The 19,992-nt window shown below is 37.9% G+C and carries 19 protein-coding genes and 1 pseudogene; 12 read left to right on the forward strand and 8 right to left on the reverse strand.

The features are described from left to right. Nucleotides 1-10 precede the first annotated feature (10 nt). Together gloB and U2718_RS00430 are read right to left on the reverse strand one after the other, a co-directional pair. Nucleotides 11-784, reverse strand: a complete 774-nt coding sequence (gene gloB, locus U2718_RS00425; protein ID WP_341999219.1) for a hydroxyacylglutathione hydrolase — start codon at nucleotides 782-784, stop codon at nucleotides 11-13. A gap of 130 nt (nucleotides 785-914) precedes the next feature. Next, nucleotides 915-1,079 (reverse strand): hypothetical protein, encoded by a 165-nt coding sequence (locus U2718_RS00430; protein ID WP_411813201.1) that lies wholly within the window; start codon nucleotides 1,077-1,079, stop codon nucleotides 915-917. Nucleotides 1,080-1,408: 329 nt separating this feature from the next. Between U2718_RS00430 and U2718_RS00435 the strand changes: the two genes are divergently transcribed. From U2718_RS00435 to U2718_RS00480, 10 genes are all read left to right on the forward strand, one after another. Continuing rightward, nucleotides 1,409-1,636 carry a hypothetical protein gene (locus U2718_RS00435; RefSeq protein ID WP_341999221.1) on the forward strand — a complete coding sequence of 76 codons (228 nt, stop codon included), beginning with the start codon at nucleotides 1,409-1,411 and terminating at the stop codon, nucleotides 1,634-1,636. Further along, nucleotides 1,630-2,637 carry an alpha-1,2-fucosyltransferase gene (locus tag U2718_RS00440; protein WP_341999223.1) on the forward strand — a complete coding sequence of 336 codons (1,008 nt, stop codon included), beginning with the start codon at nucleotides 1,630-1,632 and terminating at the stop codon, nucleotides 2,635-2,637. Before U2718_RS00435 ends, U2718_RS00440 begins: the two co-directional genes overlap by 7 nt. A 21-nt stretch (nucleotides 2,638-2,658) precedes the next feature. Next, the gene (locus U2718_RS00445; protein ID WP_341999225.1) at nucleotides 2,659-3,507 is read left to right on the forward strand and encodes a glycosyltransferase; all 849 of its coding nucleotides are present in this window, start codon (nucleotides 2,659-2,661) and stop codon (nucleotides 3,505-3,507) included. 10 nt (nucleotides 3,508-3,517) lie between these two features. Further along, complete coding sequence (locus tag U2718_RS00450; RefSeq protein WP_341999227.1) at nucleotides 3,518-4,693, forward strand: glycosyltransferase family 4 protein; 1,176 nt, start codon at nucleotides 3,518-3,520, stop codon at nucleotides 4,691-4,693. 182 nt (nucleotides 4,694-4,875) lie between these two features. Next, a complete protein-coding gene (locus tag U2718_RS00455) occupies nucleotides 4,876-7,131 on the forward strand; it encodes an ATP-binding cassette domain-containing protein (protein WP_341999229.1) in 2,256 nt (751 codons plus the stop codon). After that, nucleotides 7,128-8,339: a glycosyltransferase family 4 protein gene (locus U2718_RS00460; protein WP_341999230.1), complete on the forward strand. Its 1,212-nt coding sequence runs from the start codon at nucleotides 7,128-7,130 to the stop codon at nucleotides 8,337-8,339. Before U2718_RS00455 ends, U2718_RS00460 begins: the two co-directional genes overlap by 4 nt. Before the next feature lie 89 nt (nucleotides 8,340-8,428). Beyond that, nucleotides 8,429-9,391, forward strand: a complete 963-nt coding sequence (locus tag U2718_RS00465; protein WP_341999232.1) for a glycosyltransferase family 10 domain-containing protein — start codon at nucleotides 8,429-8,431, stop codon at nucleotides 9,389-9,391. A 3-nt stretch (nucleotides 9,392-9,394) separates the two neighbouring features. Then, nucleotides 9,395-10,369: an Npun_R2821/Npun_R2822 family protein gene (locus U2718_RS00470; protein WP_341999234.1), complete on the forward strand. Its 975-nt coding sequence runs from the start codon at nucleotides 9,395-9,397 to the stop codon at nucleotides 10,367-10,369. 3 nt (nucleotides 10,370-10,372) lie between these two features. Then, a complete protein-coding gene (locus U2718_RS00475) occupies nucleotides 10,373-11,245 on the forward strand; it encodes an Npun_R2821/Npun_R2822 family protein (protein ID WP_341999235.1) in 873 nt (290 codons plus the stop codon). Nucleotides 11,246-11,267: 22 nt separating this feature from the next. Beyond that, a complete protein-coding gene (locus U2718_RS00480) occupies nucleotides 11,268-12,302 on the forward strand; it encodes an Npun_R2821/Npun_R2822 family protein (protein WP_341999236.1) in 1,035 nt (344 codons plus the stop codon). Between the two features lie 243 nt (nucleotides 12,303-12,545). Here the strand turns inward: U2718_RS00480 and U2718_RS00485 are convergent. The 4 genes and pseudogenes from U2718_RS00485 to U2718_RS00500 all read right to left on the reverse strand — a co-directional run bounded on the left by U2718_RS00485 (nucleotide 12,546) and on the right by U2718_RS00500 (nucleotide 15,581). After that, nucleotides 12,546-12,965, reverse strand: a pseudogene (locus tag U2718_RS00485) (hypothetical protein). Next, on the reverse strand, nucleotides 12,958-13,218 hold the full coding sequence (locus U2718_RS00490) for a hypothetical protein (protein WP_341999238.1): 261 nt from the start codon (nucleotides 13,216-13,218) through the stop codon (nucleotides 12,958-12,960). Before U2718_RS00490 ends, U2718_RS00485 begins: the two are co-directional and overlap by 8 nt. 180 nt (nucleotides 13,219-13,398) lie before the next feature. Then, nucleotides 13,399-13,773 carry a hypothetical protein gene (locus U2718_RS00495; protein ID WP_341999240.1) on the reverse strand — a complete coding sequence of 125 codons (375 nt, stop codon included), beginning with the start codon at nucleotides 13,771-13,773 and terminating at the stop codon, nucleotides 13,399-13,401. A 71-nt stretch (nucleotides 13,774-13,844) separates the two neighbouring features. After that, complete coding sequence (locus U2718_RS00500; protein ID WP_411813203.1) at nucleotides 13,845-15,581, reverse strand: ABC1 kinase family protein; 1,737 nt, start codon at nucleotides 15,579-15,581, stop codon at nucleotides 13,845-13,847. Nucleotides 15,582-16,183: 602 nt separating this feature from the next. Between U2718_RS00500 and U2718_RS00505 the strand changes: the two genes are divergently transcribed. Together U2718_RS00505 and U2718_RS00510 are read left to right on the forward strand one after the other, a co-directional pair. Further along, nucleotides 16,184-17,140 carry a 50S ribosomal protein L11 methyltransferase gene (locus tag U2718_RS00505; RefSeq protein ID WP_341999245.1) on the forward strand — a complete coding sequence of 319 codons (957 nt, stop codon included), beginning with the start codon at nucleotides 16,184-16,186 and terminating at the stop codon, nucleotides 17,138-17,140. A gap of 162 nt (nucleotides 17,141-17,302) precedes the next feature. Then, nucleotides 17,303-17,497: a DUF2795 domain-containing protein gene (locus U2718_RS00510; RefSeq protein WP_341999246.1), complete on the forward strand. Its 195-nt coding sequence runs from the start codon at nucleotides 17,303-17,305 to the stop codon at nucleotides 17,495-17,497. A gap of 50 nt (nucleotides 17,498-17,547) precedes the next feature. Here U2718_RS00510 and U2718_RS00515 read toward each other — a convergent pair whose 3' ends face one another. Both U2718_RS00515 and U2718_RS00520 read right to left on the reverse strand, forming a co-directional pair. Then, on the reverse strand, nucleotides 17,548-18,945 hold the full coding sequence (locus U2718_RS00515) for a cytochrome P450 (RefSeq protein WP_341999248.1): 1,398 nt from the start codon (nucleotides 18,943-18,945) through the stop codon (nucleotides 17,548-17,550). Nucleotides 18,946-18,956: 11 nt separating this feature from the next. Beyond that, entirely contained in the window at nucleotides 18,957-19,883 is a 927-nt protein-coding gene (locus U2718_RS00520) for an NmrA family NAD(P)-binding protein (protein ID WP_341999250.1), read from the reverse strand. Between the last annotated feature and the right edge of the window lie 109 nt (nucleotides 19,884-19,992).

Raw genomic sequence — 19,992 nt, forward strand, 5'->3', positions numbered from 1 at the left:
TGCCTTTTCATTAAAATCTATCTTTCATTCCTCGCAAGCGTGCAAAGGTTTGTACCGAATCTCGACTGTTCACCGCAGACTGTAATGCTGGCTGCTCCCAACGTAAAAAGGGATTTGTAAGTTTTTCAACACCTAACAATGAGGGAACAGTAGCTTCTCCTCGGCTGCGATATGCTTTTACTTCATCATATCTTTGCTGTAAGTGGGGATTACTAGCATCTACTGTGAGAGCAAACTGTAAATTTCTCAATGTATATTCGTGAGCGCACCAAACTCGTGTATTCTCAGGCAGAGAACGAAGTTTGCTTAAAGATTCTACCATTTGCGTTGGTGTGCCTTCAAATAAACGACCACAACCACCAGCAAAAAGTGTATCACCACAGAATAACTCTCCTGTCTCCCCTGGTTTTTGGGGAGGGAAGTAGTAGGCGATATGAGCGCGGGTATGCCCTGGTACAAAGATTACTTCTGCAACTCTATCTGCAAACTCGACGCGATCGCCTTCTTGTAAAAATACTTTTTGTCCGGGTATTCTCCCTCGATCCTCTGCTCCACCGTATACTTTCACATCTGGAAATAATTGTATTAATTCTTTATTCGCACCCACGTGATCTGCATGATGATGTGTGTTAAATATTGCTACTAAATTTAACTTTAATTCATGAAGTTTTTTTAAGACTGGCTGTGCTTGTGCTGGATCGACAACGGCAGCAATATTTTTTTGGCGATCGCACAACAGAAAAATGTAATTGTCTGAAAGTGCTTCTAGACGAAGAACTTGCATTTTCCATGCCTCCCATCTAAATAATTCTATAAATATTCAGTATTTCAATAGTTACTGCTGAAGTAACCACAGAAAGTGGCATGGAAGGAGCTGGAGTGTGAGCCACTTATCTATCTGTTTATTATTCCATCTACCTTCTGCCGTCTGTCTTGAAAATGGGTGTAGGGGTGTAAGGGGAGCCACTGCGGTGGACGGGTTTCCCGGCATAAAGCATGTGGCGTTGTAGGAGAAAGACATTTTCATACCTGGCTGTGAAACTTGTTTCATACGGACTGCCTTCTTGTACTGGCTGCATCAAAATACGAAAGGTTTATATTTTTGAGATTACAGCTTGCATAATTGTTAAAAAAAATTAACCATTAACTGTAATTTTACTGAAACTCTGTCCGCTTCAGTAAAAGTATCTCAATTTATCCGTAAAAATTCTGTGGGTGTAAAAGTAGATACAAAGATAAATTTAGTATTGTGAGTACCTAAAAGCTGCTCATACATTTTAGTTAAATAGCTTCAATAATTTGCTGTGGGATGTTAATGTTCATAATTTTTATTATGACAATAACTTTATCTTGCAAACAAAAGTTGGGCAAATATTAGGATGAGATTTTTACATACATTATCAAACATATGAGTAATCAAAATTTAATGTATAAAACTATTGGAAACCAAGCAGATTTAGCTGTTGAAAAAATTGTTAATCGAATTATTGCGTCCGGAAAAATGAGCCGCAAAGACCATATTTTACTAACTTCAAGCGTACTTACTAATGGTGAACTTAGTGATGAAAGTCGTCGTCAAATTAATCGTATATTTGACTATATTCAAACAAGTCGTTTAAAATTAGTTGATTGGTAAATCAGATAAAATACAATTACATAATTGCTCAGTTATTTTATCAAGTCATTACAGCCTTTTTGGAAGTTATAAGTATGTTGGTAATATCTGCGAAATCTGGGCAGTTAGGAAATAGACTCTTACTATTTGCTAATTTTATAGCATTTGCTCTAGAAAATAATTTAACAGTTCTGAATCCAGCTTTTGAGGATTACGCTGAATTCTTTCAGACTACAGCTAGAGATTTATTGTGTTGCTATCCTGCTTCGCGATTTTCTATTTTTGGCAATAAACTTCTACGTAATTTATACTATAAATTTAATCGCTATTTAGTTGATAGCAGATATTTTGAAGTTATCGATATTAAACGAAATAAACCATTTAACTGGAATAATTTTGATTTGGTAGAAAAATTGCAACCAGGAAAGCTTACTTTTTTTCAAGGATGGTTATTTCGTGATGGATGGTTTGTAGCTGAAGTAGAGAAACTCCGCAAGTATAAAGAAGCAATTCGTACGTATTTCCAGCCTTTAAGAAACTATCAAGATAATGTATCAAAACTAATATCTAGTATTCGTCAGAAAACAGATATTGTGATTGGCATTCATATCCGACATGGAGATTATCGCCAGCATCAAGATAGCAGATATTTTTTTGAAGTGGAACAGTATGTAAAAGTGATGGAATCGGCGCAAGCCCTATTTCCTAATCAAAAAGTTACATTTTTGATTTGTTCTAATGAACAACAACCACACTACCACTTTCAAAATTTATCTTACGTGTTTGGCAATAATCACATCATAGAGGATTTATATTCATTAGCTGAATGTGATTATATCATTGGCCCTCCTAGTAGTTATACTATGTGGGCATCTTTTTATGGGGAACGTCCTTTATACATGATTAGGGATGTTAACAGAAATAATATAGATATTAAAGATTTTGTTCAATTTTTTGAATGGCAGGGTATTTTTCACTATAACGAAGACTGGAGTAAGAGTTACTGGGAATGGACGCATTAACAATAAAAAAATAAAAAATATATGACATTAAAAAGTAGAGTATTTATTACTATATTGACAGGTCTTTACTCTTTTCAAGATTGTATTCATTTTTTGGCATCAGTTAGAAAATTTCATCAAGAACCAATAATTATTTTAATTGACCGTGTACCCAAGATTTTATACCCTCTTCTCACTGTTTTCAAAAATGTAACTCTCAAACCTGCTCCTGCAAATGAAAATACAGTTTTAGCATCCCGCTTGGCAAAGCTGGCTTTATATGAAGCATCTAGTGAATTTGAGAAGACTATCTACTTGGATGCCGATATTTGCTTACTTTCTAATATTAACGATGTATTTGAGGCGTTAGATGAATATGATTTTTTATTAACCGAAGATGTACAACCTGCTATTACTAAAGCTACAAATTTAGTGCGAGGTAAACAAGAAGATAACTTACCTAATGTTTTATCAATTCTACAATCAGTGGAGCTACCGCTACAAGAAGATAGCATTCAGTATAATGGCGGTTTTATGGCTTTTAAAAAAACAGAATTAACTAAAGTATTTTTTGAAAAGTTTAAGTACTACTTTGAAATTGTCAGAAGTAATCAAGATAAATTGCTGTTGAAGGATCAAGGGGCTTTTGCTTCTGCGATCGCTACCGTGAAGCCAAGCATAAAAATATTATCGCCTGCCTATAATTATCTTAGTAAATGGAAAGATTGCTATCAAAAAAATGACGAGCCTATTAAAATACTGCATTGTACTTACCCTTATCGACCTCAATATGCCAAAGATATTACTAGCTCAATTTATACTAAAGTAATTGATAAACTAGCTAAAGTGATTTTACCAAATCAGATTAAAAATCCTTGGCGTAAAAAATGATTAACTATATATGATAAAAGACAAAGAAAAATTAAAAATATCATTACTTGTCTGGAATTTATCAACCAATGATGGCTTTATTCGTGCATCTCTGTTACAAACCGCCTTACAAAAGCTGGGATATGAAACAGAAATTCTAGGATTTTTATTTGGTAAAAGATTGTATGAAGCTATTCCTCAAAATGCTGATATCTACGCTATAGAAGGTGCCAATTATCCTAAATTTTTTAAATCAATCGGAAAATTATTCAAACATATTCAAGGAGATATTATTTATGCAATTAAGCCTCAACCAGCTAGTTTTGGCGTTGCGCTTTTAAATAAATTCTATACTCAAAGACCAGTAATTGTAGACATAGATGACTGGGAAATGAGTTGGTATGGTGGTGATAATTGGTATTATCGTCCTACACTTAAACAGTTGGCTAGAGATTTAATCAAACAAGATGGTGCTTTGAGAAATCCTAATCATCCTTTGTACTTGAAATGGATGGATAATTTGGTAAAAAAAGCTGATGCAGTAACGGTAAATACAAAATTTTTACAGCAGCGTTTTGGAGGTACTTTTATCCCTAATGGTAAGGATACCTCATTATTTCATCCTGCTCAATATGACAGTGATGCTAGTAAAAACCGCTATGGTTTAACTGGATATCGAATTTTAATGTTTCCTGGTGCGCCAAGACCGTATAAAGGTTTAGAAGATGTTCTTATAGCGCTAGATAAAATTAATCAGCCTGATTTAAAACTGGTAATTGTAGGTGGCAGCCCTTATGATGACTATGATCAAGAGCTGCAACAGCGATGGAAGCGTTGGATTATCAAACTACCAAAATATCCTGTTGATGTCATGCCTGAGGTGGTAGCTGCTGCTGATGTTATTGTTGTTCCACAGCGAGACACTCCAGAAACTCGTGCTCAATTTCCTTTAAAGTTAACTGATGGAATGGCAATGGCTAAACCTATATTATCGACAAAAGTAGGAGACATTCCAGAGATTTTAGGTGAAACTGGATATTTAATTGATCCCAGTTCTCCCGAACAAATCGCCGAACAAATTCAATCAATATTTCAAAATTTAGATGCAGCAAATGAGCTTGGCAAAAAAGCTAGAGAAAGATGTGTTGAAAAATATAGCTTAGAAGCAATGGCATCTAACCTAAAGTCGGTAATTTCTCGGTTGTGAACATACATATATAGTATTGAAAATTAAAGATTAGTTAGATGTAATTCACTTAATTTTTGAAATCAAGTGAAAGCCAAAATTTAGGGAAATCGTATTAAACATAAATACAACTAGTGGAACCCTCTCAAGAAGAGGCTTTACCATTCTGCCTCCTGCCTCTTGCCTTCTAATTAATAGCTCCCATGTTGAACAAAAAGCTACTATTCAGATTTGCCAAACCCTATCCAGGCTTGATTTTTATCACAATAATTTTAGGATTTTCAGGAGCTTTATTTAACGGGGTTGGTACAGCTTTAATTGTGCCAGTGATTTTAAAAATTGTTGGACAAGAGGTTGATTTAAGCAGTGCTCCTCCTATTCTCAAAGCGATCATGTCTCCGTTTGAGCAGTTGCCAGAAAATAATCGATTATGGGTAATGGCTGGGGCAATTATACTGACGATTTTTTTTAAAAATTTAGCGATTTACTCTAGTTCATTATCATCCAGTTATTTAACACGCCGATTAACTTCTGATATGCGCGAAGCTGGTATACAGCTATTACTCAGAATTGACTTAGATTATTACACCAAAATGAAAGTTGGTGATTTAATTAATCGTCTAGGAGGAGAAATAGGGCGTGCTGCCAGTACTATTGGCAATAGTGTGAAATTAATTATTTTAGGAATTACTATTTTAGTTTTTATAGGCTTACTATTATCTATTTCCTGGCAGTTGACGATCGCCACTACAGTTTTACTGTTTTTTGTGACTTTAATTAATCAATATGCGATTGGGCGTTCTCGCAGATTTGGCAAACAACTCAGCGAAATGTCAAAAGCATATTCAATCGCTGTATTAGAGATTCTCAGTGGAATTAGGCTGGTAAAGGCAACAGCTAACGAAGACAAAGAATTCCAAAAGATTAAGCAGTTGATTCGCGATCGCGAAAAAGCAGATTTTCAATCGCATATGAATTCAGAGGCGATCGCACCAATCAGTGAGGTAATGGGAATTACTGCTTTAATGCTGATTGTCTTTTTAAGTCGCACGTTCTTTAAAGAGCAAATCGCTTCACTATCAACTGTACTTTTAACGTATTTATTACTACTACTACGCTTACTACCCTTAATTTCTCAGTTAAATACTCTTCGCAATAGCTTTGCCAACACATCTACCAGCATGGAGTTAGTTGTTGATTTTTTATCCTGGGATAATAAACCTTGGATGAATGACGGTAATATTGCTTATACTCAATTAAATCAAGGTATCCATTTCAACAACATATCTTTTGCCTATCCAACTCACGAAAAGTTAGTACTCAAGGATGTAGATTTATATTTGCCACGGGGAACTACTTTAGCTTTAGTAGGTAGTTCAGGTGCAGGTAAATCGACAATTGCAGATCTCTTACCTAGATTTTACGATCCGATTTCCGGTTCTATTACCATTGATGGCATCGATCTGCGCGAGTTTACTTTGACATCTGTACGCAAAGCAATGGGAATCGTCAGCCAAGATACTTTTCTTTTCAACGACTCTGTGCGGAATAACATTGCCTACGGAAAACTAGATGCTAGCGAAGATGAAATAATTACCGCAGCCACAAGAGCCAACGCCTACGAATTTATCAGCAAATTACCACAAGGATTTGATACCCTGATCGGCGATCGCGGCGTCATGTTATCTGGGGGGCAAAGGCAGCGTCTGGCAATAGCACGGGCGCTACTACAAGATCCAGAAATACTTATTCTCGATGAAGCTACCAGCGCACTGGATACCGTTTCCGAACGTTTAGTACAAGCAGCGATTGACGATTTAAGTCGCGATCGCACTACCTTAGTTATTGCTCACCGTCTCTCCACAGTACAAAAAGCCGATCAAATAGCCGTATTAGATCAAGGATGCGTGGTAGAGGTAGGAACCCATGAGGAACTTTTACAAAAAGGTGGTTATTACTCGCGTTTGTACTCAATCCAATTTGGTGAACAAGAAGACACAGCTAGCAAACGTCAGCAAAGTTTAATCCGAATTTCTCACGAAATTCGCACGCGACTAAACTCGATGATTGGCTTCCTACTCTTATTAATTGATAACTTTAAAGATAATCCCCAAGAACGGCAGGAATTAATTACAGATGCTTATAAATCTGCCTTAGGTATTATCAATATTCTTGATATTTTTGAAGACATCGTTAACTTGCAAACTAAATGGCAGCCCTCTCTTACGAGAGAGCTAGATTCCGATGCCACTGTTAATTATCCAAGTTATAGCAGTATATCGAGTGAATTTCGTATAGATACCAATGAAATAGTAAATTTAATGCGTTTAATTTCTGGCAATTATGCAGAAAGCCTTGAGCAAGAAAATCAATTTATTCAAAGTGCTTTTAAATCTGCCATACATTTACTCAATAGTCTAGAAAGTTTTGAAGATAAAATTAAATATTTAAAATTATGAAAGATACTAAATTTAAAAAGCACTATATTTTTTTCATCCAAGAAGATTTACCAAAGCCAGAAGCCCATTTAGTACAATCTACAAATGCAGCCAATGCAGCCGCAAACTTAGGTTATTCTACAGTTTTGGTATATCCTTATAAAGGATTGAAAGCACTTAACCCAATTAATTTAGCTTGTCCTTTTTATCCTCATAAACTACCAGAAAAAATCATTAAATATTATAACCTCCATGACAAGCTAAAAGTTGCTCCCTTACCAATGCCTTGGCCTATTAATTATTTTTCTAGTAAATTTACCGACTCAAATACTATCGCCACAAAATATTATTTTCCATTTTACATACTTCCTACTACTAAACTTGTTCACAGTCGCAACTGGAATTTCATCAAAGCCGCAATTAAAAATGGCATACCAGCAATTTATGAACACCATCACCACGAAGATAAGGCATTTGAACCAGAAATAGTTAAACATTCGCTGTTTCAAATTGCTGTCACAGTTGCTGATACTATTCGCGACACCATGATTCAACATGGAATGCCGCCAGAAAAAGTAATTAAACTCCATAATGGCTACAATCGTTTATTTATGGAAAGACAACTAGAAAAAGCAGTGGTATGGCGTCAAAAACTGCTCAAAAATGAGAGAGAAAAACTAGTCGTCTACGCAGGAGCACTACGAAAGTTTAAAGGTATTGATGTTCTAATTGATGTGGCTTTAGAAATGCCAAATATTCAATTTGTTTGTGCAGGTGGTAATGAAATAGAGGTAACAAACTATCAGCAATTAGTTCAAGAGAAGCAAGTAAGCAACATTACATTTCTCGGCTATATCTTACATGAAGATTTACCATCTCTGCTCCAAGCAGCCGATGTTTTAGCTCATCCTCATTGTTTGGGAGAAGCAGCAACTTTTACGTCTCCTTTGAAATTATTTGATTACTTTGCTTCTGGTACTCCAATTGTGGCAACAGAAATTCCCTCTTTAATGGAGTTTAAAAATACTCAGGCGATCGCTGCTTGGTGTGAGCCTGATAATCCCAGTAAATTTGCCGCATCTGTGAGGCAAGTTTTAGAGACTCATCCCCGCAAAATCGAAGGCTATGCTAACAGTATTGAATTTGTCAAACAGTTTTCTTGGGAAAATCGAGCAGCAAAAATTCTCAGCTATGTTGATGAGTCTTTTCATCCTCAACTTGTTGCTTAACAAGAAAGAAAAGAACTCTTACAGATAATTAGTCAACTTTTCCTTCCTTCTGCCCTCTGCCTTCTGCCTTCATACAGAGTGATAAAAAAATGACTATTAAAACTATTGGCATGATTAGCAGCTATCGCAGTTTAGAAAACAGAACCGATTGGCTGTGGCAACAAACCCCTCATGCATTTGGGATTTGGAACAATATACAATTACAAGCTTTAGCAGAAAAACCAGATTACTTAGTAATGTATCAATTTGATTTTCCCAAATCTCAAAAACAGCAACAATCCTGGTTAAAAAGATTTAGTAAACGACAAAAACAATCAGAATTAAACATTACTTCTCTCTTACGTAGTGTTCCCAAAAAAAGAGTTATTTATCTTTTACGAGAACCACCTTTAGAAGAAATTATTGAGATAAATAAATACAATTATCAGCAAGCGCAGCAGTATTGTGGCTACATTTCCGGAGCAGATGATTTTGCTCCCAATCCTGACTATATGCCTGCCATTTGGTATCACTCTAATTCATTTCAAGAATTAAATGAAATGCCTCCACCTAAAAAAGTCGCTCCTTGCAGCTGGATTACTTCTGGAATTAATCGTACTGCCAATCATCGCCAGCGCTTAGAGTTTTTGTATTCGCTACAAGCTAGTGAAATTCAATTTGATTTGTATGGACGTGGCTTACCTGCACGGGCAAAAACATTGGGTGAATTAGGTAATAAATGGTATGGCATGGCACCCTACTATTACAACCTGGCAATTGAAAACTACAGCAGTAATAATTGGTATGTCAGTGAAAAATTATGGGACGCACTATTAGCTTGGTGTCTGCCAATTTATTATGGCGGATCGGCTGCTGATAAATTGTTGCCTGCTGGTAGTTTTTTACGATTGCCTAGCTTGGATGAAAAAGGTATTGCCTACATCAAAGAAGTCACAGCTTCTCCTGATGCTTGGTATGCAGCAAAGGAAGCAATTCAAGAAGCCCGTCAAATTATCTTACACGAACTCAATCTTATTAACTGGCTGTCAAAATTTGTTGCTAATAACTTATAAATTATGAATGGTATTTGTACTCTTGGAAATGACTATGTTTACGACCAACTAATTGCTTTACTCAACAGTATTGATGTCATCTTAGGTCAAAATACTCCTGTTTGTATCTATCCTTTTGATGAACAAATAGAGCGTATTACTGAAGAAGTAACTAAGCGTCCTAATGTAGTGATTTATGATAATCAAGAATCAATTGCTCGTTGGGATAAATTTATGCTAGAGGCTAGCCCTGCTAGCATGAACAGAGATAAGTATAGAATTTATGGCGGACATCGGCGATTTTGCGCTTTTGATGCCCCTTTTGATAAATTTGTTTATATGGATGCCGATACTATAGTGATGAATTCACTAGATTTTGTCTTTGAGAAATTAAATCAATATGACTGTGTTGTTTATGATTTTCAATTTTTATATCCTGAAAAAGTATATAACACAAATTCAAATAAATTACTAGAAACTTTTGACGAAAAACGACTTAAAAATGAAATCTTCTGTTCTGGATTCTATGCTTCAAAACAAGGCTTATTTAATCCAGAAAAAATAGCAGAATTATTATCTTATCTGAGGGCAGGTGAGAGAGAAATTCTCTATTCTACAGGCGATCAACCAGTTCTCAACTATATGTTTATGAAGTCTGGCTTATCTATTTATAACTTTTCTCATCACCTATCCGATAGTCAGAAAACAGGTTGCTGTGTAACTTCCAGTCATTTTGAAGAAAAAAACCGAATTCTTTATGATAAAGGTAATCAACTCACCTACCTGCATTATATTGGCATTCCTCCTCGAATTATGACAGCAGTATGTGCTGGAGAAAATATCGAATTTCCCTATAGGGATTTATTTCTTTATTATCGTTATCTCCACGAACCAGAGAAATACCCAGTATTTACAAACCCTGCCAAAAAATATAATGCTCCTGCACCAAGTTTATTACAAAGAGCATTGAAAAAGTTAAAATTAGTTAGTCAAGGATAACTTATGCAAAGGGGCATTTATATTGTTGCTAATGACCGCGTTATCGATAATGCGATCGCTTTACTTAATAGTATTCGTTTTTATGACGAAAAAGTTCTTGTTTATCTTATTCCATTTAATGAAAATTACCAACATGTAGCTGATACTCTTACTCGTTTTCATAAAATAAAAATTTTTCCTCATCTAGAATTTTTAGAGCAATTTACCCAAAGCATAGGAGAAATTTTCCCTAAAGATTTTTTAGCTCTACCCAACAAAATGCGAAAATTGGCAGTTTGGTTTGGGCCTTTAGATGAATTTATTTATATTGATACTGATATTATTGTTTTTGAAAAAATAGCTGATAGCTTAAATCAACTTGCAGAAGTAGATTTCTTTTGTTGCGATTACCATCATCGTAGTGAGGGTTTGCGGAATATATTTTCATCAGTTGTGAAAGAACAGCAAATCTTTACTGAAGAACAGCTCAAAGATGTTTTCAATAGTGGCTTTTGGGCTTCTAGAAAAGGAATCATTACACAACAGATGATGGAAGAGACATTGCGCGAATGTGCAATGCATAAAGAATATTTTGATTTTTCTTGTGGAGTTACAGATCAGCCTATTCTTAACTATTTAGTTCTCAAACACATTACCAAACGCCGCAATCTCGTCAAAACTCCTGGGGGTGAACCCGGTAGTTGGGCAGGCTCCCGTCATTTTCAAGAGAAAGACTACGTTCTTTATGATGGCGATCGCAAGCTGAAGTATCTGCATTGGGCTGGCACGCCAATTAAACCTGGTGGCTCCTATTGGAAATTGTGGGAACACTATCGCTATCTCCACGAAGCGAGGGAAGATAAAGTTCCCTTACTACAAAGACTGTTTCGCCGTTAATTTCCTCGAATGGAGGGGCAATATGACAGATGGCATTTACACGCTAGCCAATGATGTAGTCTACGATCAGCTAGTTGCTTTGCTCAATAGCATAGAAGTTAATGCTGGCAGAGAAATTCCTGTTTGCGTTATTCCCTATGACAATCGCCTAGACAAAATCCGTGCGGAAGTTGCGACTAGAAGGAATGTCACTATGCTAGAAGATATGGCAGCTATACATTACTGGGAAAACTTTGCCACTCAAGCGTGGAAAGCTCATCATCGAGCGCAAAGAGTTTGGCAAGAACGAGGTTTGCCGGAAGTCTATCGTCTAGCTATGCACCGAAAACTTTGTGCGCTGCATGGTATCTTTGACAAGTTTATTTACTTTGATGCCGATACCTTATTAATGGGGCCTCTAGATTATATATATCAAAAGTTAGATGATTATGATTGGGTCACCAATGATTTTCAATATAAGTCTAACTTGAAATATATTTTTGATGGTAATTACAAGCTTCAAAAACAAGTTTTTAATGATGAGAATTTGCAGCTTAAAGTATTTTGTGCTGGTTGGTTTGCAGCTAAAAGGAATATTTTTTCTGAACCTATATTAGCAGATTTACTAGATAAACTAAAAGCTGGTGAAGCTGATATTATGGCATTAGGAGGCCCAGATCAATCTTTATTCAATTATATGGTTTGCCGTAGTAAAATTGCTTATTGTAACTTTGCAGAACGTGAAGTAGAACAATTTACTGGCAATCACTGGAGTTCTAAATTTGATGTCATAGACAGCGTTTTATACGATAAAGGGCGTCGGTTGACTTATCTGCATTATATGAGTATACCAGCATCGCAATTTACACGTTTATGTGCTGGTGAAGATGTTGATATACCCTATAAAGATACATTTTTACATTATCGATATCTGAAGTCTCCAGAATCTAAACCTAAGAGCTTTACTCGTCCTAGTTTACCAGTACGCTTGCAAAGATATACTAATAGTTTTTTCAGGCAAAAAGTTAGGAATATTACACTTAAGTATCGCAATTTCAAGGATAAAATTTTTCACTAATAGCACTTCTTAATTGGTGAGAGAAAAGAGGGGATTGGGTAGGGTGGTGTGGGGTTTTGTTTAGTTGTGAAGAGTGCGATCGCCAATAACTATTTCAAACCAAGACCATCTTCAAGCAGCAACATAAGGCAGCAACTCGGCTTCTGATTTGATTGGGCGAGGTGGAAACTTTTGCAGAAGCTCAATATAACTACTAGATTCAGTTATAAACATATGTCTTTTCGCCCGTTGAGGGCGGCGATTTCATTTTTCTCTTGGGCAAACCTCGAAAGCTAACTCGTGCCGATAAAAACAGACGTTGAATTCAGCAAAAAAGTTCATGTGTCCAAGAATAACAGGTACATCTTGCGCTTGAGTCCAAGCAAATGCAAGCAAAACAGGCGAAAATGAAGCCATTGTACCAGACAAAACCAAGCCTCTTGCCTCACTATTAGCTAAGTTCCCGCTTCATGGAATAGAGACTGTTTGATTTTCCCAAACTGCCCCTAGCTGGACACCAATTTCGTAAGGCAGAACATTGACACTTGCACCTGTATCCAATAACGCCATCACTTCTACAGAAAAACTTCCGTTGGTAAGGGTTAAGGGCAAATATGGCATGAGGCTCGATCGCTCAAGACTATCAGTTCGCTCCGTGAATGGAAAACGTTGACCATCAAGCATTATTTGCCTCTTGTGCTGCTGCCAGAATATCTGACAAGGCTTGAACTGCCTCACGATCTGCTTGAGGAGACCATACAACAGCTTCAGTTGATGATAGTTGATTTAGAAGTGCGCTCTCTGATTTAATATCTGCAACAGGTTCTAAGCTACATCCTTCTTCTTTCGCAACTGCTAAAAGAAGAAAATGTATCAACCGAAGTTTATCTTGATGAGAAAGCTGACTGACGGTTGGTAAAATGTCGCTCAGAGGCATATAGAAAAACAATAGGGACTGAAAGCTTCTCTAATTTTAGCTTAGTAATGTGACAGCTTTGAAGAATATCCCTGGATTCTTCTTTAATCTGTTTTTCTTAATATTAGTAAAAAATTATGAAAGCAGAATCCAGAATAATTTATGTATTCTGAATTCTGAATTCTTTGATTGTCTGCAACTCTATCTCCAAGAATCTAAATCTAAAGATTCGATTCCTCTTTCTTCCGCATAAACCAGCATACTTCTCAACTGCAACCACACAAACAAGCAAGTTACAATTGCTAAAGGCACGCCAACTCCGTAGGAAAGCAAGGGTGGAAAACCAAATATTTCAAATCCTGAACATAGGAAAAAACCTACACCACCAGTTATACCTAAAAAAGGCAAAGTCAATTGACTTTTTAACAACTGATAATCGGAGTTTTCTGTACCCTTATTTTGCCATTTTGCTGCGATTAATTTTAGTGTTCCAGCTAGTGCTAAACCAGATGTTAAGGCAGCAAACAAACCGAAAACTAGTAGTAAATACGGTGGTTGTAGCTGATAGTAGTACATGAATCTCCTGATTAAAATTGCTAATTGCTAACTGCTCATTGTCTTTTTATTTAACCATTAGCTGTTAACTATTAGCTAGTTTTGCTGTGGAAAGAAGTCAAAGCATTAACTGATGGTAAAATTGCCGCCACTCCTTCTCTAGACAATTCTGCCAAAACTCCGATCGCTACATCAAACAATCTATTTGGTGTTAAGTCGTCTTTTACCAAATTCCATAAACGCTGTACTTCTTCAGTATGCAAGCGATCATCTTCAGTCAGAGCTAATATTAACTGGCGGCGCAAAAACTTACCCTCATCAGACAGGAGAAATTGCAATCCCAACTTAGCTGTCGGCAATACATCAAAGTCCTCATCAGTGCGAGCGATCGCAATCATATTCTCTAACCGCTGCCACTGGAATTTACCATCTTTGAACAGCACATTCAGCAAGCGTCGGCGCAATTGAGGAGATTCGCCTGTCAGCAATCGCCGCGCTACATAGGGATAGGCTACTTCAACAATTTTGAATTGTGGGTTGAGGCTAAGGGCAATACCTTCTTGCGTCACTAAAGAACGAATGATTAGAGCAAATTTGGCGGGAACTCGGAAAGGGTAATCGTACATTAATTCCGAGAATTTATCTGTAATTGTTTTGAAGTTAAAATCCCCCACATTTTTGCCAATGGCATCTCCCCATACTGCTTCTAGGGCTGGGATAATAGGACGAATATCCGTATCTGGTGTTAAGAAACCCAGATTTACAAAGTCTAGTGCTAAGTCGTTATAGTCTTTATTAATTAGATGCACCAGCGCATCCACCAGTGTTTCTTTGGTGGTTTCGTCCAACTGATCCATCATGCCAAAATCGATGTAGCCCATTCTACCATCGGGCATGGCAAATAAATTACCCGGATGGGGATCGGCATGGAAGAAACCGTGTTCCAATAATTGCTGTAAACCCGAAGTCACCCCAATTTCGATAATAGACTCCGGATCTAAACCAGCTTCGCGAACTCTTTTCGTATCAGTAAGCTTAAAGCCATTCAGCCACTCTAGTGTTAAAACACGGGTGGAAGTATAACGCCAGTAAATTGCTGGAACTTTCACACGCGGATCGTTACGGAAGTTAGTGGCAAATTTTTCAGCGTTGCGCCCTTCATTGAGGTAATCAATTTCCTCAAATAACTTGATCCCAAATTCGTCCACAATCAAGCTTAAATCGTGACCGAGATTGAGAGGTAACCAAGGAGATAGCCAATTTGCAGCCCAACGCATTAAATAAAGGTCGAGGCTGAGAACCGGACGTAAATTGGGGCGCTGCACCTTCACCGCCACTTCTTCACCACTGTGCAAGCGACCGCGATATACTTGACCTAAAGAAGCAGCAGCAACAGGAGACTCAGACAACTCGCTATATATTTCCTGTAGTGAGCGCCCTAGCTCAGTTTCGATCAATTGGTAGGCGATCGCATTATCAAAGGGCGGTAATTGATCTTGTAGTTTTACTAGTTCTTCTAAGAAATCTTTACGTACCAAATCCGGACGCGTTGATAAGGCTTGACCAACTTTAATAAAGGTAGGGCCAAGGCGTGTCAGCATCTGTCGTAGTTGAACAGCTCGTTTTAACTTGTTCTGTTCTACTTGATTTCGCCATTCATCCCACTTGAGACCGAGAATAAATCCAGTAAAATTCCAGATAATCACCAGTGCTCGCGCCCAAGCAAGCCAAGGACGATAGCGATAGTAGCGAGCGATCGCATCTGGATCGTAGCGTCGATTATTTTGTGTAAGGGTTTGCGAAGTCACTCCCTTATTTACCTCTTTCATTTAAAATTAAAAATTCGCTGCTCACAGATGCTGTGTGGCATCCTATCAGCTCAACAAATCCCAGTTAGACTATTCCCCTACTGCTTTGTGGAATGTAGTCAAACTTTACTAAAAGTTACTTTTTATCTTTTATTTTATATTACTATACAAAAGTATATATACCTAATCTAACTTAAGGAAGGTATATCGTAACTAAACAAAAAATCTATAGTATTCATTTTATCTTTTAATTACAGCCAGCAAATAAACCAGAAATAGATACATTAGGATTTAACAGAAGCGTTTATAGAGGCTTCATAGAAGACTTTACTATCGGTAGACAAAAGTGTTACAAAATACCAAGATATGTATAAATAGAGTAACAGTATCTTCATAAAACTTCTTATTCTAGAACATTCTAAGTCGGAGAAATTTTAAAATTTTTGGTAAATAATTAAAAGCTGGAAACTGAAAGGCTTGCATAAGTGTGACTCAATCCCCAATACCTTTTCAAATATTTAGTTTGAGCATGAGCTACTATTGAAAGGCTGTCTGCCACAGAGAAATTTCACTGTGTGGTTAGTGTTTGTGTAATGGTGATGCAGCGACAACAGAGGAAAAATATGCCATGGATCGAATTGAGTCTCAATACAACACACGAGGCGGTTGATTGGGTTTGTACGCTGCTTGCTGAGACTGTTGATATTGATGATATTCAGATTACACAAGATATTGACGGGGATTTAGAACATCCCCAGTGGGCATTTACGATTTACATACATCTACCCCACGATGCTACTTCCAGAATACGTGTCGAAAAAATCGTGAATTTACTATCGCCTTTGCATCGCACCGGGTTAACAACTGAAGTACAGATGAGTGTGATTGAAAACAAAACCACAGACGCAGATTTACTCAACCCCCTTGTAAATCGAATTGGTAAACGATTTGTTGTCCTCGCTCCTGACACTGCTTATCAATCTAAGGTAGCAGGCGAAATCATCTTGAGATTGAAAAAAACATTGTCTTTTGGTAGCGGCTTACACCCAGCAACCATTGTCTCTCTGCGACTGCTTGAGAGGTATGTTGTCCCTAGCATGAATGTTCTCGATTTAGGTTCAGGTTCAGGTATTTTGAGTGTGGCGATCGCAAAGTTGGGAGCTAGTGTATTGGCGCTAGACAACGACAGTACTGCTGTGGATGCAACTCAGGATGCTGTACGTCGTAACGGGTTAGAACAACAGGTAACAGTCATGGAAGGAAGCCTGGGATGTGGAAGTGACTTTGGGCATTGGATGGGTGGCGATACCATCGGCAATGTAGAAAAAATAGAGGCTACACAGACATTTGACTTGATTGTTGCCAATATTCTGGCAAGAATGCATATTGCTCTCGCTGGTGACTTTCAGCGTGCGCTACGTCAGACTGATGCACACCAAGGACTTTTAATTACCGCTGGGTTTACAAGCGATCGCGAGGATGATGTTGTCACAGCTTTAACAGAAGCAGGATTTGAAGTGATTGATTGTGAACGAATCAACGAGTGGGTAGCACTTGCTCATCGGTTGAAAGCAAAATAACGGGCGATCGCTCTCTGGTTTTAGATTTTCAGTCAAATCTCTACCTTTAGTCTGATGTCAAAAAGCCATATATCACCAAAATAGTATAGGAGATTACAAAGGATTAACTGATTTAGTACTCCCTTTAGTAGTACACAGCGTCGTACCCTAAGGAGAAAAATCATGACAGACTTGAACCTGGTGCAACTACAGAAAAACTTGAATGAAGTTGTCTACCCAATCAGTAAAAAAGACTTGATTATGCGTGCTGAAGAAAAAGGTTTTGATGAGAAAGTTCTTCGGATTTTGAAGCAGATACCGATCAAAGACTATGAAACACCAGCAGCTATAAATCAGGCAATCAACAATATCGCGTAGTGATAGTAGAGACGCTTTGAACAACGCGTCTCTACCTGACTAGAAAATCTTTACATCAAGCTCTCACATTTTTGCAGACTAATTTCATAATCATCCTTGAGTTTCTTAAGCGGAAACTGTACAAAAGTTGCTGCTTTTGTCAATTGCCAATCAAATAAACGCAGTAGATGAGCGGCAAATATCTTAGTCACCACCATCGCCATCTGCGCTCCTAAGCAGGCGTGTACACCCCCACCAAAAGGAATGAACTCGTACATTCTGCCTTCATTACGCGGAGGTAAAAAGCGCTCTGGCTCAAATTTATCCGGCTTTGGAAAATGTTCTGCCATTATGTGCGCTAGTCGTGGTTCAGCCATAACACTGCAACCCTTGGCATAGAGTACTCCATCCAAAATCACCGATTTGGTGAGGCGGCGTTTCGCAGTAGAGCTTGGTGGTAAAGTCCGTAAAGTCTCTTTGATAGTTGCTTCCAAAAAAACCATCTGCTTTAACTGCTCTGCTGAAAAGCTACTGAAATTCCCCTGCTCTTTTCGCAGCTTCTGTAGTACCTCTGGGTGTCGTCCTAATTGGTAGATTAAGGAAGATATCAATCCAGAGATTTCATAGTCAGAAGCCCATAGTTGTAGAAGACATTGATTTTCAATCAGGGCATCACTAAAAACCCCGTCGGGGTTTTCTTTTTGGCTTGCCAGCATCATCCCAAGAAAGTCCGTTGTCATATTTATGTTTTCTTCTGCGGCTTTTGTTCTTTGAATCACCGTTCGCATAAACTCCAGCAACTGTATTCGTGCTTTCATGCCTCTACCATAGGCAGTCAAGGGAGAATTCCATCTCAACAAGCCATAAAAACCATCAAAGTAGGTTTTATACAAAGCTTTCAGTTCTGCCTTACTAGACAAAGCTAACCCCTCAAAAGATTGGCGATCGCTATCATCTAACTTCACCCCCAAAAGCAGCGGAGTCAGTACATCAAAGCAGATTTTCTCTACCTCTGGGTATAATTTTATTCTTCCAGGAATATTCCAGTTTTGAAGTCCATGCGCGATCGCCTGATTGATATGAGGTATATATCCTTCTAAAAAACGACCAGTCAGTCCGGGACGCAAGGCACTTTTGCGCTGGCGGTGCAAGTCAGGGCGTTGAAACAAACTATACTCACCAAACATATCCATGGTGGTATCAGGTAAGGCAATCTCGGTATATTGCAAATCGCCGTTAAATACCATCTGATTTGCCCTAGCAGAGCCAACAAAAATAGTCTTACCGCCAAAAACCCCTGTATTAAAAATAGGCCCGTACTTTTTTAAGTTTTCACGACAGAAGCGATCAGGATTTGCTACATAACTAAATGTGTCATCCCACCGAATTTGTCTTGGTGGCACAGTTGTCCCTGGCGGTGGCGTTTGTCCCTCCTCTAAAACTAGAACTTCGCTAATATTTTGTTCCATAAAAATCTATTTTATAAACTCTCGTAAGTCAGTTCCGGATTTGCCCAATTAGTTTCTGCCAAGAATTCACTAAATCTGGTTAAAAGCCCAGGAAACTCTTCGCGCAACTGTGGAACATCAGCTTGATAACCATTTTGGCGATACCACTGAATCAAATCAAACAATTGTTTTCGCCACAGTAGCAAGAAAATCCAAGCAGGTACCTCTTTATGAACAACAGTGATTTCCTGTACCCTAGAAAATTCCTCTGCTATCTGCTTGGGAGTTAGCACATCACCAGCAATTTCAATGTCTTTACCGACGTACTGAGAGGGATTTTTGATCATGTGGGCAGCTATCCTACCCATATCTTTTGTTGTAATTAAATGTATGGGCTTATCCGGTTGAATAGAAAATGGAAAAACTCCTTTGAGAATCGATGGTCGTGTATGTTGCTTCCAAAATTCTTCCATAAACAGGCACGCCCGCAACATGGTTGTTGGTAAACCATTTGCTTTCAATACCTGTTCCACTTTGTACTTTTGCTCAATGTGACTCACCCCAGAATTTCTGTCTGCTCCACCGGCAGAATTATATACAAAATGCTTAATCTGTGATTTTTTGGCAACTTGAGCAACTAACTTAGCTCTATCAACTTCTCGTGGATCTGGCTTGGCAGAATCTGGTGCTGTGGCATGGCAATAAACAGCAGAAATTCCTGCAAAGGCTATTGCTAGTGAATCCTCATCATCTAGATTCGCCTCTACTAACTCCACCCCTGCATCGTTTATCTTTGCTAGTAAAGGTCGATTCAAGTCTATTTTCCTAGTGATCACACGCAAGTTAGTAACTTCTTGTTCGAGAAAGCCCTTAACTACATTTTTACCCGTGCCACCGGTAACTCCAATCAGCAAAACTTTACCAATTTCCCCATTATTGCTGGCAGGATTAGAAAGCATATTTCTAGTTGTAGACCATTGTGGTCATGGTAACGCAATCTATCCCGTAGCGCTAAAGTGCACCCTGAGAACCAGCTTAATACAAGATTTCATCACCAACTGAAACAAA

Origin of the sequence: Chlorogloeopsis sp. ULAP02 (genome assembly GCF_038404745.2) — a bacterium.
GTDB lineage: Bacteria > Cyanobacteriota > Cyanobacteriia > Cyanobacteriales > Nostocaceae > Chlorogloeopsis.

Coding starts and splice junctions, on each gene's coding strand:
- U2718_RS00470 (WP_341999234.1), top strand. CDS start 9,395: ATGAATGGTATTTGTACTCTTGGAAATGACTATGTTTACGACCAACTA.
- U2718_RS00445 (WP_341999225.1), top strand. CDS start 2,659: ATGACATTAAAAAGTAGAGTATTTATTACTATATTGACAGGTCTTTAC.
- U2718_RS00465 (WP_341999232.1), top strand. CDS start 8,429: ATGACTATTAAAACTATTGGCATGATTAGCAGCTATCGCAGTTTAGAA.
- U2718_RS00495 (WP_341999240.1), bottom strand. CDS start 13,773: ATGTACTACTATCAGCTACAACCACCGTATTTACTACTAGTTTTCGGT.
- U2718_RS00505 (WP_341999245.1), top strand. CDS start 16,184: ATGCCATGGATCGAATTGAGTCTCAATACAACACACGAGGCGGTTGAT.
- U2718_RS00500 (WP_411813203.1), bottom strand. CDS start 15,581: ATGAAAGAGGTAAATAAGGGAGTGACTTCGCAAACCCTTACACAAAAT.
- U2718_RS00475 (WP_341999235.1), top strand. CDS start 10,373: ATGCAAAGGGGCATTTATATTGTTGCTAATGACCGCGTTATCGATAAT.
- U2718_RS00515 (WP_341999248.1), bottom strand. CDS start 18,945: ATGGAACAAAATATTAGCGAAGTTCTAGTTTTAGAGGAGGGACAAACG.
- gloB (WP_341999219.1), bottom strand. CDS start 784: ATGCAAGTTCTTCGTCTAGAAGCACTTTCAGACAATTACATTTTTCTG.
- U2718_RS00510 (WP_341999246.1), top strand. CDS start 17,303: ATGACAGACTTGAACCTGGTGCAACTACAGAAAAACTTGAATGAAGTT.
- U2718_RS00450 (WP_341999227.1), top strand. CDS start 3,518: ATGATAAAAGACAAAGAAAAATTAAAAATATCATTACTTGTCTGGAAT.
- U2718_RS00520 (WP_341999250.1), bottom strand. CDS start 19,883: ATGCTTTCTAATCCTGCCAGCAATAATGGGGAAATTGGTAAAGTTTTG.
- U2718_RS00490 (WP_341999238.1), bottom strand. CDS start 13,218: ATGCCTCTGAGCGACATTTTACCAACCGTCAGTCAGCTTTCTCATCAA.
- U2718_RS00460 (WP_341999230.1), top strand. CDS start 7,128: ATGAAAGATACTAAATTTAAAAAGCACTATATTTTTTTCATCCAAGAA.
- U2718_RS00435 (WP_341999221.1), top strand. CDS start 1,409: ATGAGTAATCAAAATTTAATGTATAAAACTATTGGAAACCAAGCAGAT.
- U2718_RS00455 (WP_341999229.1), top strand. CDS start 4,876: ATGTTGAACAAAAAGCTACTATTCAGATTTGCCAAACCCTATCCAGGC.
- U2718_RS00430 (WP_411813201.1), bottom strand. CDS start 1,079: ATGCAGCCAGTACAAGAAGGCAGTCCGTATGAAACAAGTTTCACAGCC.
- U2718_RS00480 (WP_341999236.1), top strand. CDS start 11,268: ATGACAGATGGCATTTACACGCTAGCCAATGATGTAGTCTACGATCAG.